We start from the raw sequence: 23,223 nt of genomic DNA on the forward strand, positions 1-23,223 counted from the left end.
ACCAGGCCGGCGCCGAAGGCGGTCAGGATGCGCGTGTACAGCCACTTCGGACCGATGTTCACTTCCGGAAAATCGCCCACCGAGCGATAGCACTGGTGGAAGCGTGGATCTCCCGGCGGCAACGGTTCCGGGCAATCGGGCCCCGGCACGTATTCGTAGCTGGTGGCATAGCGCCAGGGCCACAGGTCGAACAGCGGCAAGGCTTCCGACACCTTGCCCAGGCTGTAGTCCAGCCCGGAGAACACCGGCGGCTTGACCTTGCGCGCCACCAGCCAGGAATTCTCCGGCTTCATGTCGCGGCGGATGCTGTCGGCAAGCGCCTGTGCGAACGCCTCGTCCTCGATGATCACCACGCTCTCGGTATTGTAGGTCTCCGAGCGCGGATCGAAGTTGTGCGTGCCGATCACGCCGATGCGCCCGTCGATGACCATCGATTTGGCATGCAGGCCCATGCGCACGCCGGCGCGCTTGAGCGGCACCGGCCCGGTCGCCGCGCCGCTGCTGAGGAACGACGGCCGCGCCTCGGTGCGCTGCAGCTTGCGGGTGGTCTCGCCCGCCGATTCGCGCCGCTCCCCGGACGACGACGACGGTCCGATCGAGCCCGACGGTCCGCGCGGACGACTGCGCGAGGAAGGATCGGCGGGCGCCACCGGCGGCCCCTCCGGCATCAGCGTGGCGTAGTCGACCGGCGCGTCCTCGGGAAACGGCTTGTACTCGTGGATCTCGAAGCCGAACTCGCGCAGGTAGCGGCGCTTGTACTTGAACGACATCGAGTAGACGACCGGGTTGTCGGTCGCCGCCAGGCTGTTGGTGGACACGATCACCTTCGGCGGCGGCTGGCGCTTGCGCATGTCGCGGAAGATCTCCTGCGCCTGCTTGGACATCACCAGGTAGGGCGTCTGCAGCAGCACTTCCTGGCTGGCATTGCCGATCAGGGTTTCCAGCTCCGGTGCGGAAGGCGCCGCATCGCTGCCATGCTCGCGGCGATGCTTCTGCGGCAGATCGGCCACGTACTTGACCTCGCCGACCGGCAGCACCGATTCCAGCAGCCGCTCCTGGATCACCGCCGGATCGGCGGCGTCCTGCGCCATCGCCGCCACCCGTTCCGGTCGCAGGAAGCGCGCCGGCGGCATCTCCGGCACGCCTCCGCGCAGCAGGGTCCGGCCAACGTCGTTCAGCCGCTCGGCCGGGATGCTCCTGCGCGCATCCCAGAACGCCTGGAAATTGACCGCCATGTCGCGTGCGGCCGGCCCGGCCACCAGCACGTCGCGATCGCGGAAGTTGTACTCCGCGTCCCAGTCGTAATAATCGTCCTGGTAGTTGCGCCCGCCGGTGATGCCGATTTCCCCGTCCACCAGCAGCAGCTTGGTGTGCATGCGCTGGTTGAAGCGGCGGAAGCAGCACAGCACGCTGCCGGCGTAGTCGAAGTAGTTGAGCTTGGCCTTGCCGAAACTGGGGTTGTAGATGTGGATGGCGAAGTTCTGGTGGGCGCCGGCCAGGGCGCCGAGGATCTGCAGATCGGCAATCGCCGAGAGCTGATCGATCAGCAGCCGCACCTTGACCCCGCGCCGTGCCGCGGCCAGCAGTTCGTCGATGACCAGCCGCGCGCTGTCGTCCTTGTCGAAGATGTAGGTCTGCAAGTCGATGTTGCGGCGGGCGCTGCGGATCAGGTTGAGCCGCGCCAGCAGCGAGTCCTCGCCGCGATCCAGGATCAGCGCGTAGTGCCGCGGCGACTGCGGTGTGGACGCCGACAGCGCGCGCGGTCCCAGATCATGCAGCGGCGAAGGCAGCGCGCAGGCATCGGGCTGGCGGCAGTCCACGATCTCCGATCGCGCGGCGGCGGCGATTCCCGCCGCGCGATCGCGCTGGGCATCGCTCAGGCCGGCGCAGGCGGTGCACGCCAGCGACAGCAGAATCGCCGCGCAGCGCGCGGCGTCGCGTAGCAGGGACAGGTTCACTGCGGGGCCCCGTCCCTGACCCGGGCGCGCAGCACGAACACCACGCGGTCATTCACGGCCAGCTTCCAGTCGTCCATGTCGTAGTCGCTGCGACGCACCGCGCCGGTGGCGACCACGTCGCAGTCCACCGCCGGGCGCGCGCAGGTGGCCGGTTCCACCGTCAGGCTGCGCGGGCGGCTGATGCCGCGGATGCTCAGGTCGCCTTCCAGCAGGCCGCCGTCGCGCAGCAGTTGCGGCACATAGGGCTTGGAGATGAAGGTCACCACGGGATAACGGTCGGCCTCGAAGAACTTCTCGCTGCGCGCCCACTGGGTGTAGCGCGGGTAGCCGACAATCTCGACGTTGCGGGTATACATGCGCAGGTGGACCTGCTGGCGACCATCCGCCAGCACCCGCACCTGTCCTTCGTATTGCGGAAACAGTCCGTCCAGCCGCTGTCCCCAGCGCGTGCGCAGTTCGAAACCCAGCCGCGTGTGCGCCGGGTCGAAATTCTTGTCTCCGCCCGCCCAGACCGGCCAGGCGCACAACAGGCCGAGTCCACAGACACCCAGCCAACTCTTTCCGGACAGCAGCGTCATGGCCACCAGAACGAGGACAGGGTGGCGACACCGGGTTCGATGGTGGCGTCGACGGGCAGGCTCAGCACCACCACCGCCGAGGTGGGCATGCCGCGATAGTCGCCGGACTGGCCGCTGTGCATCAGCGCCGCCAGCCGCTCGAAGCCGGGGTTGTGCCCGACCAGCATCAGGCGCTCGACCTCGCGGTGGCCGTCGGCCACTTCGGCCAGCGTGCCGGCGGTCGCCTCGTAGATGGCGTCCTCAAGACGCTGCTCGACGTAGCCGATGGCCTCCAGCACCGCTTCGAGGGTTTCGCGTGCGCGGCGCGCGGGCGAGCACAGCACCCGGTCCGGCACCAGCCCGTGCTCGGCCAGCCAGCGACCGGCGGCCTCCGCCTCGGCCAGGCCTTGCGGGGACAACGGCCGATCGAAGTCGGACTGCCCGGCGATGGCGGGCTCGGCATGCGCGTGGCGCAGCAGGATCAGTTGACGCATCGGGCAGGGACTCCTTCCTGGTCAGGCTTTCTTGATCCACTTCAGCAGCGGATCCCAATCGGACTGATGATCGCGGACCTGTGCCGAACGGTAGTCGAACAGGCTGCGCCCCAGTCCCGCCAGCACCACATAGGCCTGGGTGTCGCGCAGCTGCGCCACCACCGGATAGGGCCAGGTGGACAGCATTTCGACCGCCTGCTGCGAGGCGTTGGTCCAGGGTTTGCTGCGGTTGACCACCAGTCCCACCGGCAGTTTGCGCTTGTGCACGCGCGGCACCTTGGCCAAGGTGTTGAGGAAGCCGACCGTGGCCTCGATGTCCATCGCCGACGGCAGCACCGGCACCACCACCGCGTCGGCCTTATCCAGGAACGATTCCAGATCCGCCGCCATCGCGCCGGCGGCCGCGTCGATGACCACCCGGTCGGCGTCGTCGGGCACCGCGTCGCGCCATGCGCGCCGCCCGGTGCCGTCCACCGGCAGCACCGCGCTCTCCAGCTCCGCGCGGCGTTCGGCCCAGCGGGTCGAGGACCCCTGCGGGTCGGCGTCCACCAGCACCGTGCGCTTGCCGTCGAGGGCGAAGGTCGCCGCCAGGTTCGTGGCGATGGTGCTCTTGCCTGCGCCGCCCTTGGAGCTGGCGACCAGAATCGTCTTCATGCGCTCACCTCGTTGCCCGGGAAGCCGCAGGGTACACCGGCGGCCGGCGGGCGGGAATCGCCGGGCTTGTCCACGCGGCGTGAATCGCTTTGTTATCTTTCGTCCCCCGAGGGAACGACCGCTTTCATGAACGAACTCCAGGATTTGACCGCGCTGATCCGGGCCAACACCCCGCTGATCGTGATCGAGACCCAGGATGAAGCCCGCGCGGTCGACCTGTTCCGGCAGACCCTCTCCCAGGTCTGGCGGGCCCTGTACCGGTGGACGATCACCGAGGGCCTGCGCCGCATCGACATGGACCGCGAGGACGAGCCGGAAGGGCCGCCCGACGCCAGCGCCGCGTTGCAGGCCATGCGCCAGGCCAGCCAGCGTGGCGTCTACCTGCTGCTGGATTTCCATCCCTACCTGGGCTACGCCAGCAGCCAGCGCGCGCTGCGCGACCTGATCCAGCGCCGCCACTGCCTGCCGCACGTGATCGTGCTGATCGGCCACAAGGTCGAGCTGCCGCCGGAACTGGAATCGATGGCGGTGCGGTTCAGCCCGCGCCTGCCCGATGCCACCGCCCTGCAGAAGATGCTGGGCGAGGAAGCCGATGGATACGCCCGCGAGAACGGCGGCCGCCGGGTCGAGGTGGACGGCGACGCGGCCCGCCAGGTCCTGCGCAACCTGCAGGGACTGAGCCTGTCCGACGCCCGCCGCATCGCCCGCCAGCTGATTCATGCCGACGGCGCCCTCAACGCCGACGACCTGCCGCAGCTGACCCGGCTCAAGTTCGAACTGCTCAACCGCAGCGGCCACCTGCACTACGAATACGACACCGCGCGCTTCGCCGACGTGGCCGGGGCGCGCCGGCTCAAGCGCTGGATCGAGCAGCGCCGGGCCGCCTTCACCGGCAACGTCCCGCCCGGGCTGGATCCGCCGCGCGGCGTGCTGCTGCTGGGCGTGCAGGGCTGCGGCAAGTCGATGCTGGCCAAGGCCACCGCCGCCGGCTTCGGCGTGCCGCTGCTGCGGCTGGATTTCGGCACCCTGTACGACAAGTACCACGGCGAGACCGAGAAGAACCTGCGCGCCGCGCTCGCCTCGGCCGAGCAATTGGCGCCCTGCGTGCTGTGGATCGACGAGGTCGAGAAGGGCCTGGCCAGCGGCGGCGAGGACGGCGGCGTCTCGCGGCGGGTGCTGGGCTACCTGCTGACCTGGATGGCCGAACGCAAGGCGCCGGTGTTCCTGGTCGCCACCGCCAACCAGGTCCAGGATTTGCCGGCAGAACTGCTGCGCAAGGGCCGCTTCGACGAAATCTTCTTCGTCGACCTGCCCGACGCCGATACCCGCGTGGAGATCCTGCGCGTGCACCTGCAGCGCCGCCAGCTGCCGCTGGACGAGTTGCAATTGCCGGCGCTGGCGGCGGCGGCGAACGGCTTCTCCGGCGCCGAACTGGAGCAGGTCATCGTCTCCGCGCTGTATACGGCGCACGGCGACCAGCGCATGCTGGACACCGAACTGTTGATGGACGAGATCCGCAACACCCGCCCGCTGTCGGTGCTGATGGCCGAACAGGTCGGCGCGCTGCGCGAGTGGGCGCGCGAGCGGACCGTGCCGGCCGATTGATGCCTCGGACAGGCGGCATCCGCCAGGCGCCCCGCGGCGCCCGGCGCCATCGCCTCACATGCCGCTGTCGCCGCACTCGCAGGCCGCCAGCGCCGGACGCAAGGCGCGCTGTTCCAGCGCCGCGCTGAGCGCGGTCAGGCCCAGCCCCACCGCGGTCACCATCGCCGCGGCCACGCCCAGCCACGGATAGGCGGCGCCGTTCGCCAGCAGGCTGGCGCCAATCCAGGCGCCACCGGCGTTGCCGAGGTTGAAGGCGCTCTGGTTGAGGGTGGACGCCAGCAGCGGCGCGTCCTTCGCCTGTTGCACCGAGCGCGCCTGCAGGCCGGGACCGCCAATGAAGCCGATGAAGCCGATCAGGAACACGCCGGCGATCGCGAATGGCTTGAGGTGCATGGTCGCGGCGAACAGCAGGAAGAACACGCACAGCGTCGACAGGGCGATCATCAGCGCGCGCATCAGTTTCCAGTCGGCCAGGCGCCCGCCCAGCAGCGTACCCAGGGTCGCCCCCAGGCCGAACAGCACCAGCACCGCGCCCACCGAGTGGCTGGCGATACCGGCTTCGTCGGTGAGGATCGGCACGATGTAGGTGAACACCGCGAACACGCCGCCGAAGCCGAACACCGTCATGCCCAACGCCAGCAGCACCTGCGGCTCGCGCAGCACCCGCAGTTCGCGACCCAGCCGCGGCGGCGCCAGATCATGCAGCACGGGGACGTAGCGGGCGATGGCGATCAGGGCCGCCGCGCCCAGCGCCACCACCGCCCAGAAGGTGGCCCGCCAGCCCAGCGCCTGCCCCAGCCAGGTCCCCGCGGGCACGCCGAGGATGTTGGCGACGGTCAGGCCGGTGAACATCAGCGCGATGGCCTGCGCGCGCTTGCCCGGCGGGGCGATGTGGCCGGCCACCACCGCGCCGGCGCCGAAGAAGGAGCCATGCGCGAGCGCGGCGATCACCCGCGCCGCCATCAGGGTCGGATAGTTGGGAGCCAGCGCGCACAGCAGGTTGCCGAGCACGAACACGCCCATCAGCACCAGCAGCACCGCCTTGCGCGGCAGCCGCGCGGTCGCCATCGCCAGCAACGGTCCGCCGAACACCACGCCCAGCGCGTAGCCGGACACCAGCATGCCGGCGGAGGGAATCGAGACATCGAGGTCCTGCGCCATCTGCGGCAACAGGCCCATCACCACGAATTCGGTGGTGCCGATGGCGAAGGCGCTCACGGCGAGCGCGACGAGGGGAAGGCGCATGCGGGCGGAAATCCCGGCAAAACCGGGCATCGCGGGCGGGAGGGACCAGCGATTGTGCGCCGCAACAATGACGACCGCAAGACGGAATCATCGAACGTAGCGTCGCACGCGCGCCGGCCCGCGCGCCCGCATGCGGACCGGCGCGGACGGGGCGAAGCCTTATCATGTAGCCATGTCGACACCCGATTTCCCCCGCCAGACCGCCAATCTCGAACTGCCCGGCCCGGTCGGTCCGCTGGAGGTCGCCGTCGAGTGGCCGGACGATGACGTCACCGCGCTGCCGCTGACCGCGATCGTCTGCCACCCGCTGCCCACCGAGGGCGGCACCATGCACAACAAGGTGGTGGTGATGACCGCGCGCAGCCTGCGAGAGCTGGGCGCGGTGACGGTGCGTTTCAACTTCCGCGGCACCGGCGGCTCGGCCGGCAACTTCGACCATGGCGACGGCGAGTCCGAGGATCTGCAGGCGGTGGTCGAATGGGTGCGCGCGCATCGACCGGGGACGCGGCTGTGGCTGGCCGGTTTCAGCTTTGGCGCGTACGTCTCGCTGCGCAGCGCGGAAGCGCTCAAGGCCGACGCGCTGATTTCGATCGCGCCACCGGCGGGCCGCTGGGATTTCGCCGCCATCGAACCGCCATCCTGTCCGTGGCTGGTGATCCAGGGCGAGCAGGACGAGATCGTCGAGCCGCAAGCGGTCTACGACTGGATCGACAAGCTCAGGAATCCGCCGGAGCTGATCCGCATGCCCGAGACCAGCCATTTCTTCCACCGCAAGCTGATGGACCTGCGCGGGGCGATCAAGCACGCGATGAAGGCCTGGCTGCCGGAGGCGTGATGGCGGACGGCGATACCCCGGTGCCCCCGACGCCGTCGCAGGCCTATGCGCGCGGCGTCGCCGAAGGCCGCTGGCGCGACGATCCGGCGCAGTACGACGCGTTGCGCGAACTGGATCGGATCCACCTGGCCCTGCTCGAAGATGCGCAGGATGGCTGGCTGGATCGCCTGTCCTCGTTCTGGAAGAAACCCGAGCCGGTGCGCGGCCTGTACCTGTGGGGCGGCGTCGGCCGCGGCAAGACATTCCTGATCGACCTGTTCTACGACGGCCTGCCGCTGGAACCGTTCCATCCGGATTCGACGCGCGCGGAAGGCGGCAAGTACCGCACCCACTTCCACCGTTTCATGCGCGGCGTGCACGAACGCCTGCGCGAACACGCCGGGCAGAGCGACCCGCTGGCGAAGATCGCGCAGGAATGGCGGGATCGCCTGCGCGTGCTGGTGCTGGACGAGTTCTTCGTCACCGACATCGGCGACGCGATGCTGCTGGGACGCCTGCTGGAACGCCTGATCGCCGAGGGCGTGACCCTGGTGACCAGTTCCAACACCGCACCCGCGAATCTCTACAAGGATGGCCTGCAGCGCGACAGCTTCCTGCCGGCGATCGCCCTCCTGCAGAAGTACTGCGTGGAAGTGCATGCCATCGGCGCGGAGGACTATCGCCTGCGCGCGCTGACCCGCTCGCCGGTCTACCGCGCCCCGCTGGACGCGCAGTCGGATGCCTGGCTGTGCGAACGCTGGAAGGAACTGAGCGCCGGCAGCGCGACCCGCGACGGCAACATCGTCATTGACGATCGCCGGATTCCGGTGCGCGGGCGCGGCAAGGGCATTGTCTGGTTCGACTTCGCCGCGATCTGCGAAGGCCCGCGCGGCACCACCGACTACATCGAGGTGGCGCGCGAGTTCCACACCGTGCTGCTGGGCGGGATCCCGCGCTTCGATCGGCTCAACGAGGACGCCGCGCGCCGTTTCGTCAACCTGATCGACGAACTCTACGACCGCCAGGTCAACCTGGTCTGCACCGCCGACGCCGTGCCGACCGATCTGTATACGGGCGAGCGCCTGCAGGGCGCATTCGAGCGCACCGCCTCGCGCCTGATCGAAATGCAGAGCGCCGAATACCTGGGAACCGGGCACCGCGCCTGATGGCGCGGTCTACCCGGAATCAGACTTCGATGTGCGTGGTGGCGGGGGCCGTGGAGGGTGCGGCCGAACCCGCCGTCGTCATCATCTGCCGCCACGCCGTATACATGGCGCCAGCCAGCACCGGGGTCAGCACCGCCAGCAGTACCAGTTGCCACAGCAGCACCGCGATGACCGGACCGGTGATCAGTTGCAGGATCGCCATCAGCAGCAGCGATCCGAAGGTGATGGCGAAAATCGCGATGCCCGCCAGCAGGTAGAACACCAGCATCGCGGTCCAGTTGTGCAGACAGGCGCGCAGGCTGTTGCGCATCGCGCCGATCGCGTCGGTGCCGGTGAACAGGATCTGCGGCGCGGCGATGAAGGTCATCCACTTGATGACCACGAAGGTGATGGCCACCAGCAGCAGCCACAGCAGCAGGCGGCCGGCCGGCAGATCCTTGACCAACGACGGATCCGGCTGCCCGCCCTCGGCGGCGACGGTCTGCATCTGCACCCACACCTCGCCCAGGTGCTTGAGCTGATCCGGGCCGATCATCGCCAGCAGCAGCAGGCCCAGCGCGAACGAGGCGATTACCTGCGGCAGCAGGGTGGCGAGCAGCGCGGGGCCGTGGCCGTCGCGGATCGGCTGCAGCAGATGGGCGGGCTGGGCCGGGCGGCCCTGATCCACTTCCCGCGCCGCCCAGATCATCGCGCCGAAGAACAACGGACCGGCGAGGATCAACAGGAACTGCGCGGCGTACAGCAACACGGTCAGGCCGGTCGCGCCCGCCAGCGCCATCAGCACCGTGGAGCCCAGGCCCCACAGGATCGCGAGGGTGCCCAGCGCGACCGGCGCGCGGCGCAGCAGCGCGAATCCACCCAGCAGCCATTCCGCGCCGGCGCTGGCCGGCACCTTGTTGATCGTGCTCATCGGTAATCCGTGGAAGGGAAGCTCAGCGGGCGTGCAGCCCGCGCGCGTGCGCGACGAAGCGCCGCAATAGTTTGCGGGCTTGCGGCGCCGCCGTCACGCCGCGGGCGATGCTGCCGGGGCAGCGGCCCTCGTTGCGCAGGTGTTCGGCGCGCGCGTGGACGTAGCCGCGCATGTGGTGGGTGGCGAATTCGGGGTGGAACTGCACGCCCCAGGCCCGGTCCCGCCAGCGAAAGGCATGACATTGGTCCTGCTCGGAGCGGGCCAGCACGGTGGCGCCGTCCGGCGCCCGCAGCACCGTCTGCACATGGGTCGCGTGGGCGGCGAAGCTGGCCGGCAGCCCGGCGAACAGCGGATCGGCGTCGGCGTGCGGATGCAGATCGATGGTCACCGTGCCGGACTCGCGCCCGGCCGGGTTGTAGGCGACCTCGCCGCCCAGCGCGTGCGCCAGCAACTGGTGGCCGTAGCAGATCCCCAGCACCGGCACGCCTTCGTGGGCGGCCTCGCGCAGCCAGTCGGCGCTGCGCTCGCTCCAGTCGGCGCGGTCGGTGACCATCGCCGCCGAGCCACTGACGATGACCCCGGCGAAACCCTCGCGGCGCGGCAGCGCATCGCCACGCTCGACGTTGCTCACCACCGCCTCGTCCGCCTCCAGTCCGGCCGCCACCCGGATCCAGTGCGGAAAGCCGCCATAGCGTCGCATCGACGGCACCGGCTGGCCGGTTTCGACGATGAGGAAAGGCGCTTTCAGGGGAACGTCCACGGCGGGCAAACGAAGGTGGGGCGGGGGTTCCCCCGTATACTAGCCCGCTTTTCCGCAGTGCACGATAAGCCGATGGCCGCCACTTCAACCCCCGCCGTCACCTTCCAGGGCCTCATCCAGACCCTGAACCAGTACTGGGCCGCGCAGGGCTGCGTGCTGATCCAGCCGCTGGACCTGGAGGTCGGCGCCGGCACCTTCCATCCCGCCACTTTCCTGCGCGCGCTCGGCCCGGAGCCGTGGAACGCCGCCTACGTGCAGCCCAGCCGCCGTCCCACCGACGGCCGCTACGGCGAGAACCCCAACCGCCTGCAGCGTTACTACCAGTACCAGGTGGTGATGAAGCCCAATCCGGACAACATCCAGGAGTTGTACCTGGAGTCGCTGAAGGCGCTGGGCATCGACCCGCGCGTGCACGATCTGCGCTTCGTCGAGGACAACTGGGAGTCGCCGACCCTCGGCGCCTGGGGTCTGGGCTGGGAAGTCTGGCTCAATGGCATGGAGGTCACCCAGTTCACCTACTTCCAGCAGGCCGGCGGCCTGGAATGCCGGCCGGTGCTGGGCGAGATCACCTACGGCCTGGAGCGGTTGTGCATGTACCTGCAGAACTGCGACAACGTGTACGACCTGGTGTGGACCGAGGGTCCGCAGGGCATCGTCACCTACGGCGATGTCTACCACCAGAACGAAGTCGAGCAGAGCACCTACAACTTCGAGTACGCCGACGTCGCCGAGCTGTTCCACCGCTTCGACGCCTGCGAGGCCGAGGCGATGAAGCTGGTCGAGGCGGGCTTGCCGCTGCCGGCGTACGAGCAGGTCTGCAAGGCCTCGCACAGCTTCAACCTGCTGGACGCCCGCCGCGCGATCTCGGTGACCGAACGCCAGCGCTACATCCTGCGCGTGCGCAAGCTGGCCCAGGCGGTCGCCGAGGCCTACCACGCGCAACGCGAGAAACTGGGCTTTCCCGGACTGAAAAACCGGACTCCATGACACACGTCCTTCCCCCGCCCGCGGGGGAAGGTGCCCGAAGGGCGGATGGGGGCAAGCCCCGTGCCCTACCCACCGCTTCGAAGCGGGACAGGCAAGACACCAGGTTGCACAACATGAGCGAACAAAAATCCCTGCTGATCGAACTCGGTACCGAGGAACTGCCGGTCAAGGCGCTGCCCGGACTGGCGCAGGCCTTCTTCGACGGCGTGCTCGGCGCGCTGGAAAAGCGCGGCATCGACTTCCAGCGCGGCGACGCCAAGCCGCTGTACACGCCGCGCCGCCTGGCCGTGCTGCTGCCGGGCGTGGCGGTGGAGCAGCCGGAACAGAAATCGGAAGTGCTGGGGCCGTATCTCAACATCGCGCTGGACGCCAACGGCGAACCCACCAAGGCGCTGCAGGGCTTCGCCGCCAAGGCCGGGCTCGACTGGACCCAACTGGAACGCACCACCGACGGCAAGGGCGAGCGCTTCGTCCACCGCGCGATCAAGCCGGGCGTGAAGACCGCCGGCCTGCTGCCGGACATCGTGCGCGAAGCCATCGCCGCCATGCCCATCCCCAAGCCGATGCGCTGGGGCGATCACGACTACGCCTTCGCCCGCCCGGTGCACTGGCTGGTGCTGCTGCTCGGGGGCGACGTGGTTGACGCCGAAGTGCTGGGCGTGAAGGCCGACCGCATGAGCCGCGGCCACCGCTTCGAGCATGACAAGCCGGTCTGGATCGGCCAGCCGGGCGACTACGTGGACGCGCTGCGCGCGGCGCGGGTGCTGGTCGACGCCGGCGAGCGCCGCCAGCGCATCGTCGCCGAGGTGGAAGCGGCGGCGCACCAGGCCGGTGGCGTGGCCCGCGTCACCGACGACAACCTGGAACAGGTGGTCTGCCTGACCGAATGGCCGACCGCGGTGCTGTGCAGCTTCGAACCGGCGTTCCTGGCGGTGCCGCAGGAAGCGCTGATCGAAACCATGGAGATCAACCAGAAGTTCTTCCCGGTGCTCAGCGAGACCGGCAAGCTGACCGAACACTTCATCGGCATCGCCAACATCGAATCGCGCAATCCCGCCGAAGTCCGCAAGGGCTACGAACGCGTGATCCGTCCGCGCTTCTCCGATGCCAAGTTCTTCTTCGACGAGGATCTCAAGCAGGGCCTGGCGTCGATGGGCGAGGGCCTGAAGACGGTCACCTACCAGGCCAAGCTGGGCAGCGTGGCGGACAAGGCCGCGCGCGTGGCGGCGCTGGCCGAGGCGATTGCCCCGCAGGTGGGCGCCGATCCGGCCGAGGCGCGTCGCGCCGCCGGACTGTGCAAGAACGATCTGCAGTCGCGCATGGTCAACGAATTCCCGGAACTGCAGGGCATCGCCGGCCGCCACTATGCGCTGGCGGCGGGTGAACCGAAGGAGATCGCGCTGGCGATCGACGAGGCCTACCAGCCGCGCTTCGCCGGCGACGACATCGCGCTCTCGCCGCTGGGCAAGGTGCTGGCCATCGCCGAGCGCCTGGACACCCTGGCCGGCGGTTTCGCCGCGGGCCTGAAGCCGACCGGCAACAAGGATCCGTTCGCCCTGCGGCGTAATGCGCTGGGCCTGGCGCGCACGGTGATCGAATCCGGCTTCAATCTGGATCTGCCCAGACTGCTCACCCATGCCAACCAGGCATTGGCCGCGCGCGGCGTGCAGGCCGACACGTCCGAACTCTATGACTTCATCCTCGATCGCCTGCGCGGCTACTACGCCGACAAGGGCGTGCCGGCCGCGCACTTCAACGCGGTCGCCGAACTGAAGCCTGCCTCGCTGTACGACTTCGACACCCGCCTGGATGCGATCGGCACCTTCGCCAGCCTGCCGGAAGCCGAAGCGCTGGCCGCCGCCAACAAGCGCATCAACAACATCCTGAAGAAGGCCGACATCGCGATTCCGGCGATGGAGGATCGCGCGCTGTTGAAGGAGCCGGCGGAAAGCGCGCTGGCCGAAGCGGTGGAGGCCGCGCTGGGCGACACCGACGACGCCCTGCACCATCACGACTACGTCAGCGTGCTGAACCGGCTGGCGCGCCTGCGTCCGCAGGTGGACGCATTCTTCGACAACGTGATGGTCAACGCGGACGATCCGGCCATCCGCGCCAATCGCCTGGCCCTGCTCAAGCGCCTGGCCGATCGTTTCCGCGCGGTCGCCGCGATCGAACATCTCTCGGTCTGATCCGACGGCCTCCCCGCGCCCGCGGGGAGGCCTGGCATCGCCGCCATGCACGCGCGGCCCTCGATGCAACCGCCGGTGGCGAAGCTTCCCTAATCCACGGCCATCGCCCTTCGCGACGGGCTCCATCATTCAGCATCGGCCCGGACCATCGCATCGAGGTCCGAACGAGCCCCTCATGTTCCTTTAACCCGAAAATCCCTTCGCCGGTTATCCTGCCCGCATGCGACGAATCGTCCCCCTCGCCACCCTGATCGCCTTGCTTGCCGCCAGTGGCTCCGCCTGGGCCGCGGCCACCATCGACAAGGTCCGCATCGAAGGGGTCGAGGACGAGGCGATGGTCGAGAACATCAACGTCGCCCTGTCGCTGAACGACACGATCGGCAAGCGCCTGGGCGAATCGCGGCTGGAGTACCTGCTGAACGAAGCCGTGGCGCAGACGCGCGAGGCGCTGGAACCCTTCGGCTACTACTCGCCCGACATCCAGGTGCAGGCCAACCGTACCGGCGATGGAGAAAACGAACGGGTCGAGGTGGTCATCCGCGTATCCAAGGGCGAGCCGGTGCGGGTCCGGCGTTCGAGCCTGAGCATCGACGGCGAAGGCGGCGACGATCGCTACCTGAAGGAGGATCTGGCCGCGTTCGCGCCGCGCACGGGCGAGATTTTCGATCACACCACCTACGAAGCCAGCAAGCTCAAGATCGTGCGGCGCCTGGCCGATCGCGGCTACTTCGACGCCGACTTCACCCAGCGCCGGGTGGAAGTCACCCGCGCCGAGCATGCGGCCGACATCGATCTTGCCTGGGTCAGCGGCATCCGCTACGACATGGGCCCGACCACCTTCCACCAGAGCAAGTTCGAACCCGGACTGCTGGACAAGCTGGTGTACTGGGAGGAAGGCAGCTATTTCCACCAGGGCAAGCTGGATCGCCTGCGCGAGTCGCTGGTGGGGCTCGACTACTTCAGCAACATCGATATCCAGGCCAATCCGGACAAGGCGGAAAACGGCCGCGTGCCGATCGACGTCAACCTCAGCCTGGCCAAGCGCACCATCTACACCGCCGGCGTGAGCTATGGTTCGGAGAGCGGCGCCGGTATCCGCATGGGCGTGGATCGGCGCTACCTCAACTCGCGCGGACACAAGCTGTCCACCCAGCTGGACTACGCGCAGAACCGCAAGACCCTGCTCACCCAGTACCGCATTCCCGCCTTCAAGTGGCTCGACGGCTGGTACACCCTCGCGGTGCAGGCCAGCGACGAGCAGACCGACTACATCGATCTGCGCCACATCGAATTCATCGGCAGCCGCAGCGGCCAGATCAACGAGGACTGGACCGCGGTCGCCTCGATCCACGCGCTGCGCGAGCGCTGGGCGTATTACGAGGACGAGGACGGCAACGATCTTGAATCGCCGGAGTACCGCTACGCCACCTTCACCTATCCCTCGCTGCAGGCCGACTACCTCAACGCGCCGGTGGGTTCCAACCGCCCCGACCGTCTGGCCGGCTCGGTCCTGCTGCGCGGCGGCGTGGAAGGCGCCGGCTCCGATGCCAGCTTCCTGCAGGCGCACATCCGCGCGCGCTGGTCGCGCGAGTTCGGCCGCAACAGCGCGCTGATTTTCCGTGGCGAGTATGGCCACACTTTCACCAGCAGCCTGGTCGGGATGCCGCCCTCGCTGCGCTTCTTCGCCGGTGGCGACCGCAGCATCCGCGGCTATGCCTGGCGCGAAGTCGGCCCGCGCATCGGCAAGTACGCGCTGGGCGCCAAGAACGTGGTCACCGCCAGCGCCGAGTACGAGTACTACCCCGGCGGCGGTCCGTGGGGCGGCGCGGTGTTCGTCGATACCGGCAGCGCCTTCGACGGCGGCATGCCGGACCTGAGCACCGGCGTGGGCGTCGGCTTCCGCTGGCGTTCGCCGATCGGCCCGGTGCGGCTGGATCTGGCGCACGGCCTGAACGACCCGGATTCGCAATTCCAGATCTACCTCAACATCGGAACCGACCTGTGAGCCGGCCCGCCGACGACATCACCCCGGAAGAGCGCGAAGCCCGCATCGCCGAACTGCGGGCGCGACGCCGGGCGCGCATGCGCGTGCTCGCCATCCGCAGCGCGATCGGCACCGGCGTGCTGGTCCTGCTGCTGTGCTTCGGCCTGTACTGGTTGCTGCAGACCGTGGCCGGCCGCGATGTGCTGCTGGCGCAGGTGGTGGCGCGGCTGCCGGCCAACTCCTCGCTGACCTGGAAGAAGGTCGAAGGTCCGCTGGCCGGACCGCTGACCCTGCACGGTGTCGACTTCCGCTGGGACAAGATCCATTTCACCGCCGAGCGCGTGTACCTGGATCCGGATCTGCGTCCGCTGCTGGGCAAGCGCCTGCGGCTGGACGCGCTGGAGATCCGCAATGCGACCCTGGACGTGCCGGAAAGCGACGAGCCGTTCGAACTGCCTCGCTGGCCCGAATCGCTGCCGCAGATCCAGATGCCGCTGGCGATCCAGGCCGACACCCTGGTCATCGACGGGTTCAGGATTTCCCAGGCCGGCGAACCGGTAATCGACATCCGTCGCGGGCGTGGCGGCATCGATATCGGCAACGGCTACTTCACCGCCGAGAAGCTCGCGCTCGACACCGACCGCGGCCGCTTCAACGCGAATGGCAGCTATGCACCGGGCAAGGGCTACCGCACCGACCTGATCGCGACCGGCGTGTTCCCCGCACCGGCCGGCAAGGCCCCGGCTCGATTGGGCCTGGTCGCGCGCGGCGACATCAACAAGATGGAGATGGCGCTCGCCGGCAACGCACCCGCGCCGGTGCGGGTGCTGCTCACCCTGCAGGGCGCCGAGAATCCGACCTGGCATTTCACCGGCAAGACCGATCTGCTGGATCTGGCGTCGTTGGCCGTCACCGAGGACAGCCTGCCGCTCGCCTTCGATCTGAAAGCCGATGGCGCGGGCGGCAAGGCAACGCTGCAGGGCCGCGTGGTCCAGGATCAGACCACGCTGGTGATCGATCCCTCGCAGGTGGCCATCGCCGACGAGGTACTGACGGTGGAACCGCTGGTCGTGCGCGCGTTCGAAGGCATCACCACTCTGCGCGGGCGCGCCGACTTCAAGGATCCGGCCAATCCGCAGTTCCGGTTCGCGGTCAACGCGCGTGGCCTGCGCTGGGGCGACAGCGCCGAGACCGCCATCGGCGCCAACGCCGATCTGGGCGTGGCCGGCCAACTGGAGAACTGGGCGGCGGTCGGCAAGGCCGGCTTCACCCGCGCCGGCGAGAAGGCGCAGGTCGAATTCGATGCGGCCGGCAACGGCGAGCGCGCCACGGTGAAGACGCTGCGCGCGAAGATGCCGACCGGCCAATTGGATGCCGATGGCGAAGTGGCGTGGACGCCGGTCCTGAAGTGGGACATGAAAGCGAAGCTGGCCGGCTTCGATCCCGGCTATTTCCTGGCCGACTGGGACGGCAACCTGTCCGGTGAATTCAGCAGCCAGGGCCAGGCGCGCGAGGCCGGCGGCTTCGACGCCACCCTGGATCTGCCCAAACTGGCGGGCCGGCTGCGTGGGCGGCCGCTGGATGCGCGTGGCAAGTTCGCGCTGCACGGCGAGGACGGCGAGGGCCAGTTGGCGATGACGCTGGGCGGCAGCCGCGTGCAGGCCAAGGGCAAGGTCGGCGATCGGCTCGCGGTGGATGCTTCGCTGTCGCCGCTGCACCTGGCCGATCTGCTGCCCACCGGCAGCGGTACCCTGCAGGGCACGGTCAAGCTGACCGGCGCACGCACGGCGCCGGACATCGAGGCCGATCTGTCCGGCAACCAGCTGCGCTGGAACGACTGGAGCGCCGATACCGTCAGCCTGCGCGGACGTCTGCCCTGGCGCAGCGGCAACGGCGAACTGGCGGTGCGCGCGAACGCGGTGAACGTCGGCATGGTGCTGGACGAGCTGCGCCTGGATGCGCGCGGCGCGGTGGAGGACCTGCGGGTGGACGCCGATGCCCGCAATCCGATGGGCGCGATCGCCCTGACGGGCAGCGCGCAGCGGCGCGGCGAAAACTGGCAGGGCGGACTGGATGCCTTGCGCATCGCTCCGTCCAAGGGCAGCGCATGGCAGTTGCAGCAGCCGGCCCGGTTCGCCCAGCGCGGCGCCAACTGGACGCTGGGCAGTACCTGCCTGGTTTCGAACGACGGTGGCGCGCTGTGCGCCGAGGCCGACTGGCCGCGCCAGGGATTGAGCCTGCATTCGGATTCGCTGCCGCTCACGCTGGTGCATCCGTGGCTGCCGCAGAACAGCGGCCGCCCGCTGGTCCTGCGCGGCAACCTGGCCCTCGACGCCAGCCTGCGGCCACGCGGCAACGCCTGGGAAGGCAAGGTCCACCTGGCTTCGCTGGAAGGCGGCATGAAGCTGGGCAACAACGCGCGCGGCGAGCTGATCAGCTACGACAACTTCACCTTCGACGCCGACTTCAACCCGCAGCGCATCCAGGCACGGCTGGGCAGCGGCTTCAAGGGCAACGGTTACGTCGACGCGACCGTCAACACCGGCTGGGACGAGTTCTCGCCGCTGCGTGGCGATCTGTATTTCCACAACTCGCGGCTGTTCTGGCTGGAACTGTTCTCGCCGGACCTGGTACGCCCGCGCGGCAAGCTGGCCGGCCACATCGGCCTGGCCGGCACCCGTGGCCGCCCGGCGCTCACCGGCGAAGCGGATTTGACCGAGTTCACCGGCGAACTGCCCGCGCTGGGCATCACCCTCACCGACGGCACCGCCCGCCTGGTCGCGCTGGCCGACGGCAGCGCGCGCATCGACGGCAGCGTGAAGTCCGGCGAAGGCGTGCTGCGGGTCGACGGCAGCCTGGGCTGGAACAACGACACCACGCCGCTGCAATTCAACGTGCGTGGCGACAACGTGCTGGTGTCCGACACCACCGATCTGCGCGCCATCGCCTCGCCCGATATCCAGGTCGGCTTCGCCGACAACACCATCCAGGTACGCGGTGATGTCACCGTGCCGTCGGCAAGCATCGACGTCGAAAAACTCGACGATGGCGTTTCCGCATCCGAGGACGTGGTGGTGCTGGATCCGGCGGATCCGGAACGCACGCCGAGTTCGCGGCTGGATCTGGATCTGGGCATCACCCTCGGCGACAAGGTCGCGCTGAAGGGTTACGGGCTGGAAGGCACGCTGGGCGGCAATATGCGGGTGCGCTCGAGACTGGGCCGCGAGATGGTCGCGACGGGCCGGCTGGACGTGGACGGACGCTACGAAGCCTACGGGCAGAAACTCCAGATCACCCGCGGCGAGTTGACCTGGAGCAACAATGCGGTGAGTGATCCGCGCATCAACATCCGCGCCCAGCGCGAGGTGATCAGCGCGGGTGTCACCGCCGGTATCGACGTCACCGGCCGCGCCAGCCAACCGCGTGCGAAGGTGTGGTCGGATCCGGCCAGCTCCGAATCCGAGGCACTGTCTTACCTGGTGCTGGGTCGCTCGCTCAACAGCGCCAGCAGCGACGAAAGCCAGCGCATCAACGCCGCCTCCTCGGCGCTGTCGGCGGGCGCCGGCCTGCTGGCCTCGCAGCTGGGCGCCAAGATTGGCCTGGACGACGCCGGCGTGCTGGAATCGCGCACGCTGGGCGGTTCGGTGTTCGGCGTCGGCAAGTACCTGTCGCCGCGGCTGTATGTCAGCTACGGCGTTTCGATGGTCGGCTCGGGTTCCGCGGTGACGCTGAAGTACCTGCTGCGCAAGGGCTTCGACATCGAAATCGAGTCCAGCACGATCGAGAGCCGTGGCTCGATCAACTGGCGCAAGGAAAAATAGAACGGGTTCATCCACTTCGCTGGAAAGGGAGATTTCATGCGTCAGGTTTTTCTTGCCCTGTTGTTCGTCCTCGCCGCTCCCACCTTCGCCGGTACTCCGCTGCCCGACGCGCCGCACATCGTGGTGTCGGGCGCGGGCGAGGTCACCGCCAAACCCGACAGCGCTCGCCTGAGTTTCCAATTCGAATCCCGTGCCGCGCAGCCGCTCCCCGCCAAGAAGGCCGTGGACCAGGGGGTCAACCGGTTGCTTGAAGCGCTTTCCCGTTTCGGCATCGCGGACGGGGACATCGAGGCGGGAAGCCTGCAGGCTTCCGAGGATGTGGACTACACCGACTCCGGAAAGCGGGTTTCCAATGGTTACGAGGCCAGCCGGACCGTCACCGTGCTGCTGACGCGGATCGACCAGCTCAATGATCTGATTGACACGGGACTCGCTGCGGGTGCCACGAATTTCCGCAACCTTCAGTTCGAGTCCTCGCGTGCGGCCGAGTTTCGCGCCGAGGCCAAGCGCAAGGCCATCCAGAATGCGCACGCGCAGGCACGCGACACTTCCGTAGCGTTCGGTGCTGCACTCGGCCCCATCTACAGTATCGACAGCATCACTTCACAGGTGGAATTCGGATACCAGGGAGGAACGCTGGACACGGTCGTGGTCACCGGAAGCAGCGCATCCGGGCGCTACGTCCAGCCCACCGTGGAATACCGCGAGAACGTCCGGGCGGTCTTCGAGCTCAAGCGCTGAGATGGAAGGCCCTCCCTCGGTTGCCGGATGGCGGCTTCACCGGCAAGGCATCAGCACGCCGCTGGGCGACGATCCCGCCGACACGGTCCGCCACCTGCTGGCGGTGCAGGCGCAGGATTATTATGGGTCGTTGTGGGCGGTGGGCCTGCGCACCAAGGGTGCGCGCGAGGTCGATGTCGAACGGGCCATCGCCGAGCGCCGCATCGTGCGCACCTGGCCGATGCGCGGGACGCTGCACCTGGTGGCGCCGGAGGATGCACGCTGGATGCTGTCGCTCATGGCGGTTCGTGCACTCGACCGCGACCGTGCGCGCCAGGAGCGCGAGTTCGGCCTGGATGCGCACACGACGGGCCGCTGTGCCGAGGTGGTCACGCGACTGCTCGAAGGCGGCAGGCAGTTGACCCGTGGCGCGCTCTACGAAGCATTGGCCGAACGGAAAGTCGACACCGAAGGGCAACGCGGCCTGCACATCCTGGGTCGACTCGCCCATGAAGGCCTGATCTGCCAGGGGCCACGCGAGGGCAAGCAGCCGACGTTCGTGCTGCTGGACGAATGGATTCCACGCACCGCGATCCTCGACCGCGATGCGGCGCTGGCGGAACTGGCGCGGCGCTACTTCGCCGGACACGGTCCGGCCACCGTGCACGATCTGGCCTGGTGGTCGGGCCTGACCGTGCGCGATGCACAGGCGGCGGTGGATGGCGCAAAGCCGACCCTTTCGCACCATGATTACGACGGCGTCCGGCATTGGTTCACCGAATCGCCGTCGGCGCCCGCGCGAGCGGTCCCGGCGGTGCACCTGCTGCCGCCGTTCGACGAATATCTGGTCGGCTACAAGGACCGCAGCGCCGCGCTGGACGCCGCGCACAACCGGCAGGTGGTCGGCATCAACGGGCTGGTCAACCCCAGCCTGATCGTCGACGGCCGCGTCAACGCACTGTGGAAGCGCACGCTGGACCGGCAGGGCGCCACGCTCTCGCTGACGCCGTTGCGGCCCCTGCGCAAGGCGGACCGGCCTGCGCTCGCGCGGGCCGCCAGACGCTACGGGGAGTTCATCGGCCAGCCGGTGGTGCTCGCCGCGGACTGAGGCGCCCATGCGGCATTCGCAATTGCCCCGCGCGGCGCGGGCCGCTATCGTCGCAGGCTGTCTTTTCCGAGGATTCCCGCCCATGAGCGCACGCACGCCCTTCACCGCCCTGGCCCTGGGCATCGCCCTGGCCCTGCCCGCGCAGGCCAACGAGGGCATGTGGATGCCCTCGCAGCTGCCGCAGCTGGCCGCGCCGCTGCGCCAGGCGGGTTTCGAGGGCGATCCGGCCGCGCTGGCCGACCTGACCCGGCCGCCGCTCAACGCGGTGGTCAAGGTCGGCGGCGCCACCGGCGCGTTCGTCTCCGCCGATGGCCTGGTGCTGACCAACCACCACGTCGCCTACGGCGTGATCCAGTACAACTCCAGGCCGGAGAAGAACCTGATCGATCAGGGCTACATCGCCGGCGATCGCGCCGCCGAGCTTCCGGCCAATCCCGACTACCGGGTGTTGGTGACCGTCGGTTTCGATCGCGTGACCGATGACGTGATGCGCGATGCCGCCGGCAAGACCGGTCGCGAGTACTACGACGCGGTGGATCGCGCCAACAAGCGCATCGTCAGCGAGTGCGAGCGCGAGGCGGGCATGCGCTGCAGCGTCGCCACCATGTACTACGGCGCCGATTTCTACCGTATCAAGCAGCTGGAACTGCGCGATATCCGCCTCGTGTACGCACCGCCACGCGCGATCGGCAACTACGGCGACGAGATCGACAACTTCATGTGGCCGCGCCATACCGGCGACTTCACCCTGCTGCGCGCCTACGTCGGCAAGGATGGCAAGCCGGCGGCGTACAGCCCGGACAACGTGCCCTACCGCGCACCCGCGCACCTGCAGGTCGCGCTCGATGGCCCGAAGGAAGGCGATTTCGCGATGCTCGCCGGCTATCCCGGCATCACCTACCGCCACCGCTTCGCCAGCGAGTTCAAGGAGCGCATCGAATGGGGCCTGCCGGCCAACGTCGAAGTGCTGGACGCGCTGATCGGCATCGTCCAGCAGCGCGGCAAGGCGGATCCGGAAGCCGGCGTGAAGTACGCCAGCCAGCTGTCCGGCCTGAAGAACAGCAGCAAGCGCTTCAGCGGTGAACTGGAAGGCCTGCGCCGCAGCAACGCCATCCAGGTCCGCGCCGACGCCGAGAAGGCGATGTATGCGTGGCTGGCGAAGTCGGGCGGCGACGCCACGTCGACGCGCGCGCGCATCGATCAGGCGCAGGCGCTGCTCGACCAGGCCAGCGCCATGCGCGAGCGCGACATGCTGGTCGGCATGATCGACGGCCGCACCCAGCTGCTGCGCAGCGCGATTACCCTGCAGCGGCTGGCGCTGGAACGCGGCAAGGCCGACGCGGATCGCGAAGGCGGCTACCAGGATCGCGACCTCGCCCTCATCGAGGGCCAGTTGAAGCAGGTCCAGCGCCGCTACGACGCCGGCATGGAGCGCGCCTTCCTGACCGAGCTGGTCGGCCGCTATCAGAAGCTGCCCGATGCGCAGCGCCTGCCGGAATTCGACGCGGCCTTCGGTCGCGACGCCGCCAGCCTGGAAGCCACCCTCGCGCGTGTCTACGGCGGCACCGCGCTGGGTGAGGAAGCGACCCGCGTCGGCCTGCTGAAAGCCGAACCGGCCGCGATCACCGGCTCGACCGATCCGTTGCTGGCGCTCGCCGCGCAGTTGCAGCCGGCGCTGCTGCGCATCGAGAACGAGCGCAAGCAGCGCGACGGCGATCTGCTGCGCCTGCGCCCGGCCTACATGCAGGCGCTGACCGGCTGGTACCGCAGCCAGGGACGTTCGGTCTACCCGGACGCCAACAGCACCCTGCGGGTCAGCTACGGCAAGGTGGAATCGCTGCATCCGCGCGACAGCGTCACCTACTCGCCGGTGACCACCGTGGCCGGCATCGTCGAGAAGAACACCGACACGGTACCGTTCGATGCGCCCAAACCGCTGCTGGCGGCGATCGCCAAGGGCGACTTCGGCAGCACCGCCGATCCCGCGCTGAAGACCCAGACGGTCAACTTCCTGACCAACCTGGACACCACCGGCGGCAATTCGGGCTCACCCGTGCTCAACGCGCGCGGCCAGCTGATCGGCCTGAACTTCGACAGCAACTGGGAGTCGGTCAGCGCCAGCTGGATGTTCGATCCGCGCTACAAGCGCGCCGTGCACGTGGACATGCGCTACATGCGCTGGCTGATGTCCAAGGTCTACGCGGCCCCGCACCTGCTGAAGGAAATGGGGCTGCCGGCGGAGTAAGCCGGC

General features: G+C 68.7%; 17 protein-coding genes. 10 read left to right on the top strand and 7 right to left on the bottom strand.

Annotation, left to right across the window (positions count from 1 at the left end):
• From ACTJI2_RS17975 to ACTJI2_RS17990, 4 genes are all read right to left on the bottom strand, one after another.
• Positions 1-1,952: phospholipase D family protein (locus ACTJI2_RS17975; protein WP_440842949.1), on the bottom strand; the 1,952-nt coding region annotated here is incomplete at its 3' end.
• 2 nt (positions 1,953-1,954) lie between these two features.
• Positions 1,955-2,536 (bottom strand): YceI family protein, encoded by a 582-nt coding sequence (locus ACTJI2_RS17980; protein ID WP_183640196.1) that lies wholly within the window; start codon positions 2,534-2,536, stop codon positions 1,955-1,957.
• On the bottom strand, positions 2,533-3,009 hold the full coding sequence (locus tag ACTJI2_RS17985; RefSeq protein ID WP_141454659.1) for a SixA phosphatase family protein: 477 nt from the start codon (positions 3,007-3,009) through the stop codon (positions 2,533-2,535). The genes ACTJI2_RS17980 and ACTJI2_RS17985 overlap by 4 nt, the downstream gene beginning before the upstream one ends.
• Before the next feature lie 21 nt (positions 3,010-3,030).
• A complete protein-coding gene (locus ACTJI2_RS17990) occupies positions 3,031-3,663 on the bottom strand; it encodes a ParA family protein (protein WP_183640194.1) in 633 nt (210 codons plus the stop codon).
• 126 nt (positions 3,664-3,789) lie between these two features.
• On the opposite strand from ACTJI2_RS17990, the gene ACTJI2_RS17995 reads away from it, so the two are divergent.
• Complete coding sequence (locus tag ACTJI2_RS17995) at positions 3,790-5,268, top strand: AAA family ATPase (protein ID WP_203322241.1); 1,479 nt, start codon at positions 3,790-3,792, stop codon at positions 5,266-5,268.
• A gap of 54 nt (positions 5,269-5,322) precedes the next feature.
• On the opposite strand, the gene ACTJI2_RS18000 is transcribed toward ACTJI2_RS17995, so the two are convergent.
• Positions 5,323-6,513, bottom strand: a complete 1,191-nt coding sequence (locus ACTJI2_RS18000; RefSeq protein ID WP_440842924.1) for an MFS transporter — start codon at positions 6,511-6,513, stop codon at positions 5,323-5,325.
• 172 nt (positions 6,514-6,685) lie between these two features.
• On the opposite strand from ACTJI2_RS18000, the gene ACTJI2_RS18005 reads away from it, so the two are divergent.
• Both ACTJI2_RS18005 and zapE read left to right on the top strand, forming a co-directional pair.
• Positions 6,686-7,348, top strand: coding sequence for an alpha/beta hydrolase (locus tag ACTJI2_RS18005; protein WP_192198163.1), 663 nt, complete (start codon positions 6,686-6,688; stop codon positions 7,346-7,348).
• A complete protein-coding gene (gene zapE / locus ACTJI2_RS18010) occupies positions 7,348-8,493 on the top strand; it encodes a cell division protein ZapE (RefSeq protein ID WP_203322238.1) in 1,146 nt (381 codons plus the stop codon). Before ACTJI2_RS18005 ends, zapE begins: the two co-directional genes overlap by 1 nt.
• A gap of 19 nt (positions 8,494-8,512) precedes the next feature.
• Here the strand turns inward: zapE and ACTJI2_RS18015 are convergent, their stop codons facing one another.
• Positions 8,513-9,403: a BPSS1780 family membrane protein gene (locus ACTJI2_RS18015; RefSeq protein WP_318288213.1), complete on the bottom strand. Its 891-nt coding sequence runs from the start codon at positions 9,401-9,403 to the stop codon at positions 8,513-8,515.
• Between the two features lie 22 nt (positions 9,404-9,425).
• Positions 9,426-10,151 carry a glutamine amidotransferase gene (locus ACTJI2_RS18020; protein ID WP_192198387.1) on the bottom strand — a complete coding sequence of 242 codons (726 nt, stop codon included), beginning with the start codon at positions 10,149-10,151 and terminating at the stop codon, positions 9,426-9,428.
• A gap of 84 nt (positions 10,152-10,235) precedes the next feature.
• Here ACTJI2_RS18020 and glyQ point away from each other — a divergent pair, with 84 nt between their 5' ends.
• From glyQ to ACTJI2_RS18055, 7 genes are all read left to right on the top strand, one after another.
• Positions 10,236-11,150, top strand: a complete 915-nt coding sequence (glyQ, locus tag ACTJI2_RS18025; protein WP_183640179.1) for a glycine--tRNA ligase subunit alpha — start codon at positions 10,236-10,238, stop codon at positions 11,148-11,150.
• Positions 11,151-11,263: 113 nt separating this feature from the next.
• On the top strand, positions 11,264-13,339 hold the full coding sequence (gene glyS, locus ACTJI2_RS18030) for a glycine--tRNA ligase subunit beta (protein ID WP_440842925.1): 2,076 nt from the start codon (positions 11,264-11,266) through the stop codon (positions 13,337-13,339).
• A 220-nt stretch (positions 13,340-13,559) separates the two neighbouring features.
• A complete protein-coding gene (locus tag ACTJI2_RS18035; RefSeq protein WP_183640174.1) occupies positions 13,560-15,344 on the top strand; it encodes an autotransporter assembly complex protein TamA in 1,785 nt (594 codons plus the stop codon).
• Between the two features lie 77 nt (positions 15,345-15,421).
• A complete protein-coding gene (locus tag ACTJI2_RS18040; RefSeq protein WP_440842950.1) occupies positions 15,422-19,144 on the top strand; it encodes a translocation/assembly module TamB domain-containing protein in 3,723 nt (1,240 codons plus the stop codon).
• Between the two features lie 36 nt (positions 19,145-19,180).
• The gene (locus ACTJI2_RS18045) at positions 19,181-19,885 is read left to right on the top strand and encodes an SIMPL domain-containing protein (RefSeq protein WP_440842926.1); all 705 of its coding nucleotides are present in this window, start codon (positions 19,181-19,183) and stop codon (positions 19,883-19,885) included.
• 1 nt (position 19,886) lies between these two features.
• Complete coding sequence (locus ACTJI2_RS18050; protein WP_440842927.1) at positions 19,887-20,972, top strand: winged helix DNA-binding domain-containing protein; 1,086 nt, start codon at positions 19,887-19,889, stop codon at positions 20,970-20,972.
• 82 nt (positions 20,973-21,054) lie between these two features.
• Positions 21,055-23,217 (top strand): S46 family peptidase, encoded by a 2,163-nt coding sequence (locus tag ACTJI2_RS18055; RefSeq protein ID WP_192198171.1) that lies wholly within the window; start codon positions 21,055-21,057, stop codon positions 23,215-23,217.
• Positions 23,218-23,223 lie beyond the last annotated feature (6 nt).

Source organism: Pseudoxanthomonas sp. 22568, assembly GCF_052044485.1.
Classification (GTDB): domain Bacteria; phylum Pseudomonadota; class Gammaproteobacteria; order Xanthomonadales; family Xanthomonadaceae; genus Pseudoxanthomonas_A; species Pseudoxanthomonas_A beigongshangi.

Excerpts from the sequence above, each read along its gene's own strand:
- ACTJI2_RS17985 (WP_141454659.1), bottom strand. The coding sequence starts at position 3,009 with ATGCGTCAACTGATCCTGCTGCGCCACGCGCATGCCGAGCCCGCCATC.
- ACTJI2_RS18050 (WP_440842927.1), top strand. The coding sequence starts at position 19,887 with ATGGAAGGCCCTCCCTCGGTTGCCGGATGGCGGCTTCACCGGCAAGGC.
- ACTJI2_RS18040 (WP_440842950.1), top strand. The coding sequence starts at position 15,422 with ATGCGCGTGCTCGCCATCCGCAGCGCGATCGGCACCGGCGTGCTGGTC.
- glyQ (WP_183640179.1), top strand. The coding sequence starts at position 10,236 with ATGGCCGCCACTTCAACCCCCGCCGTCACCTTCCAGGGCCTCATCCAG.
- ACTJI2_RS18015 (WP_318288213.1), bottom strand. The coding sequence starts at position 9,403 with ATGAGCACGATCAACAAGGTGCCGGCCAGCGCCGGCGCGGAATGGCTG.
- ACTJI2_RS18035 (WP_183640174.1), top strand. The coding sequence starts at position 13,560 with ATGCGACGAATCGTCCCCCTCGCCACCCTGATCGCCTTGCTTGCCGCC.
- ACTJI2_RS18005 (WP_192198163.1), top strand. The coding sequence starts at position 6,686 with ATGTCGACACCCGATTTCCCCCGCCAGACCGCCAATCTCGAACTGCCC.
- ACTJI2_RS17995 (WP_203322241.1), top strand. The coding sequence starts at position 3,790 with ATGAACGAACTCCAGGATTTGACCGCGCTGATCCGGGCCAACACCCCG.
- ACTJI2_RS18045 (WP_440842926.1), top strand. The coding sequence starts at position 19,181 with ATGCGTCAGGTTTTTCTTGCCCTGTTGTTCGTCCTCGCCGCTCCCACC.
- zapE (WP_203322238.1), top strand. The coding sequence starts at position 7,348 with ATGGCGGACGGCGATACCCCGGTGCCCCCGACGCCGTCGCAGGCCTAT.
- ACTJI2_RS17980 (WP_183640196.1), bottom strand. The coding sequence starts at position 2,536 with ATGACGCTGCTGTCCGGAAAGAGTTGGCTGGGTGTCTGTGGACTCGGC.
- glyS (WP_440842925.1), top strand. The coding sequence starts at position 11,264 with ATGAGCGAACAAAAATCCCTGCTGATCGAACTCGGTACCGAGGAACTG.
- ACTJI2_RS18055 (WP_192198171.1), top strand. The coding sequence starts at position 21,055 with ATGAGCGCACGCACGCCCTTCACCGCCCTGGCCCTGGGCATCGCCCTG.
- ACTJI2_RS18000 (WP_440842924.1), bottom strand. The coding sequence starts at position 6,513 with ATGCGCCTTCCCCTCGTCGCGCTCGCCGTGAGCGCCTTCGCCATCGGC.
- ACTJI2_RS17990 (WP_183640194.1), bottom strand. The coding sequence starts at position 3,663 with ATGAAGACGATTCTGGTCGCCAGCTCCAAGGGCGGCGCAGGCAAGAGC.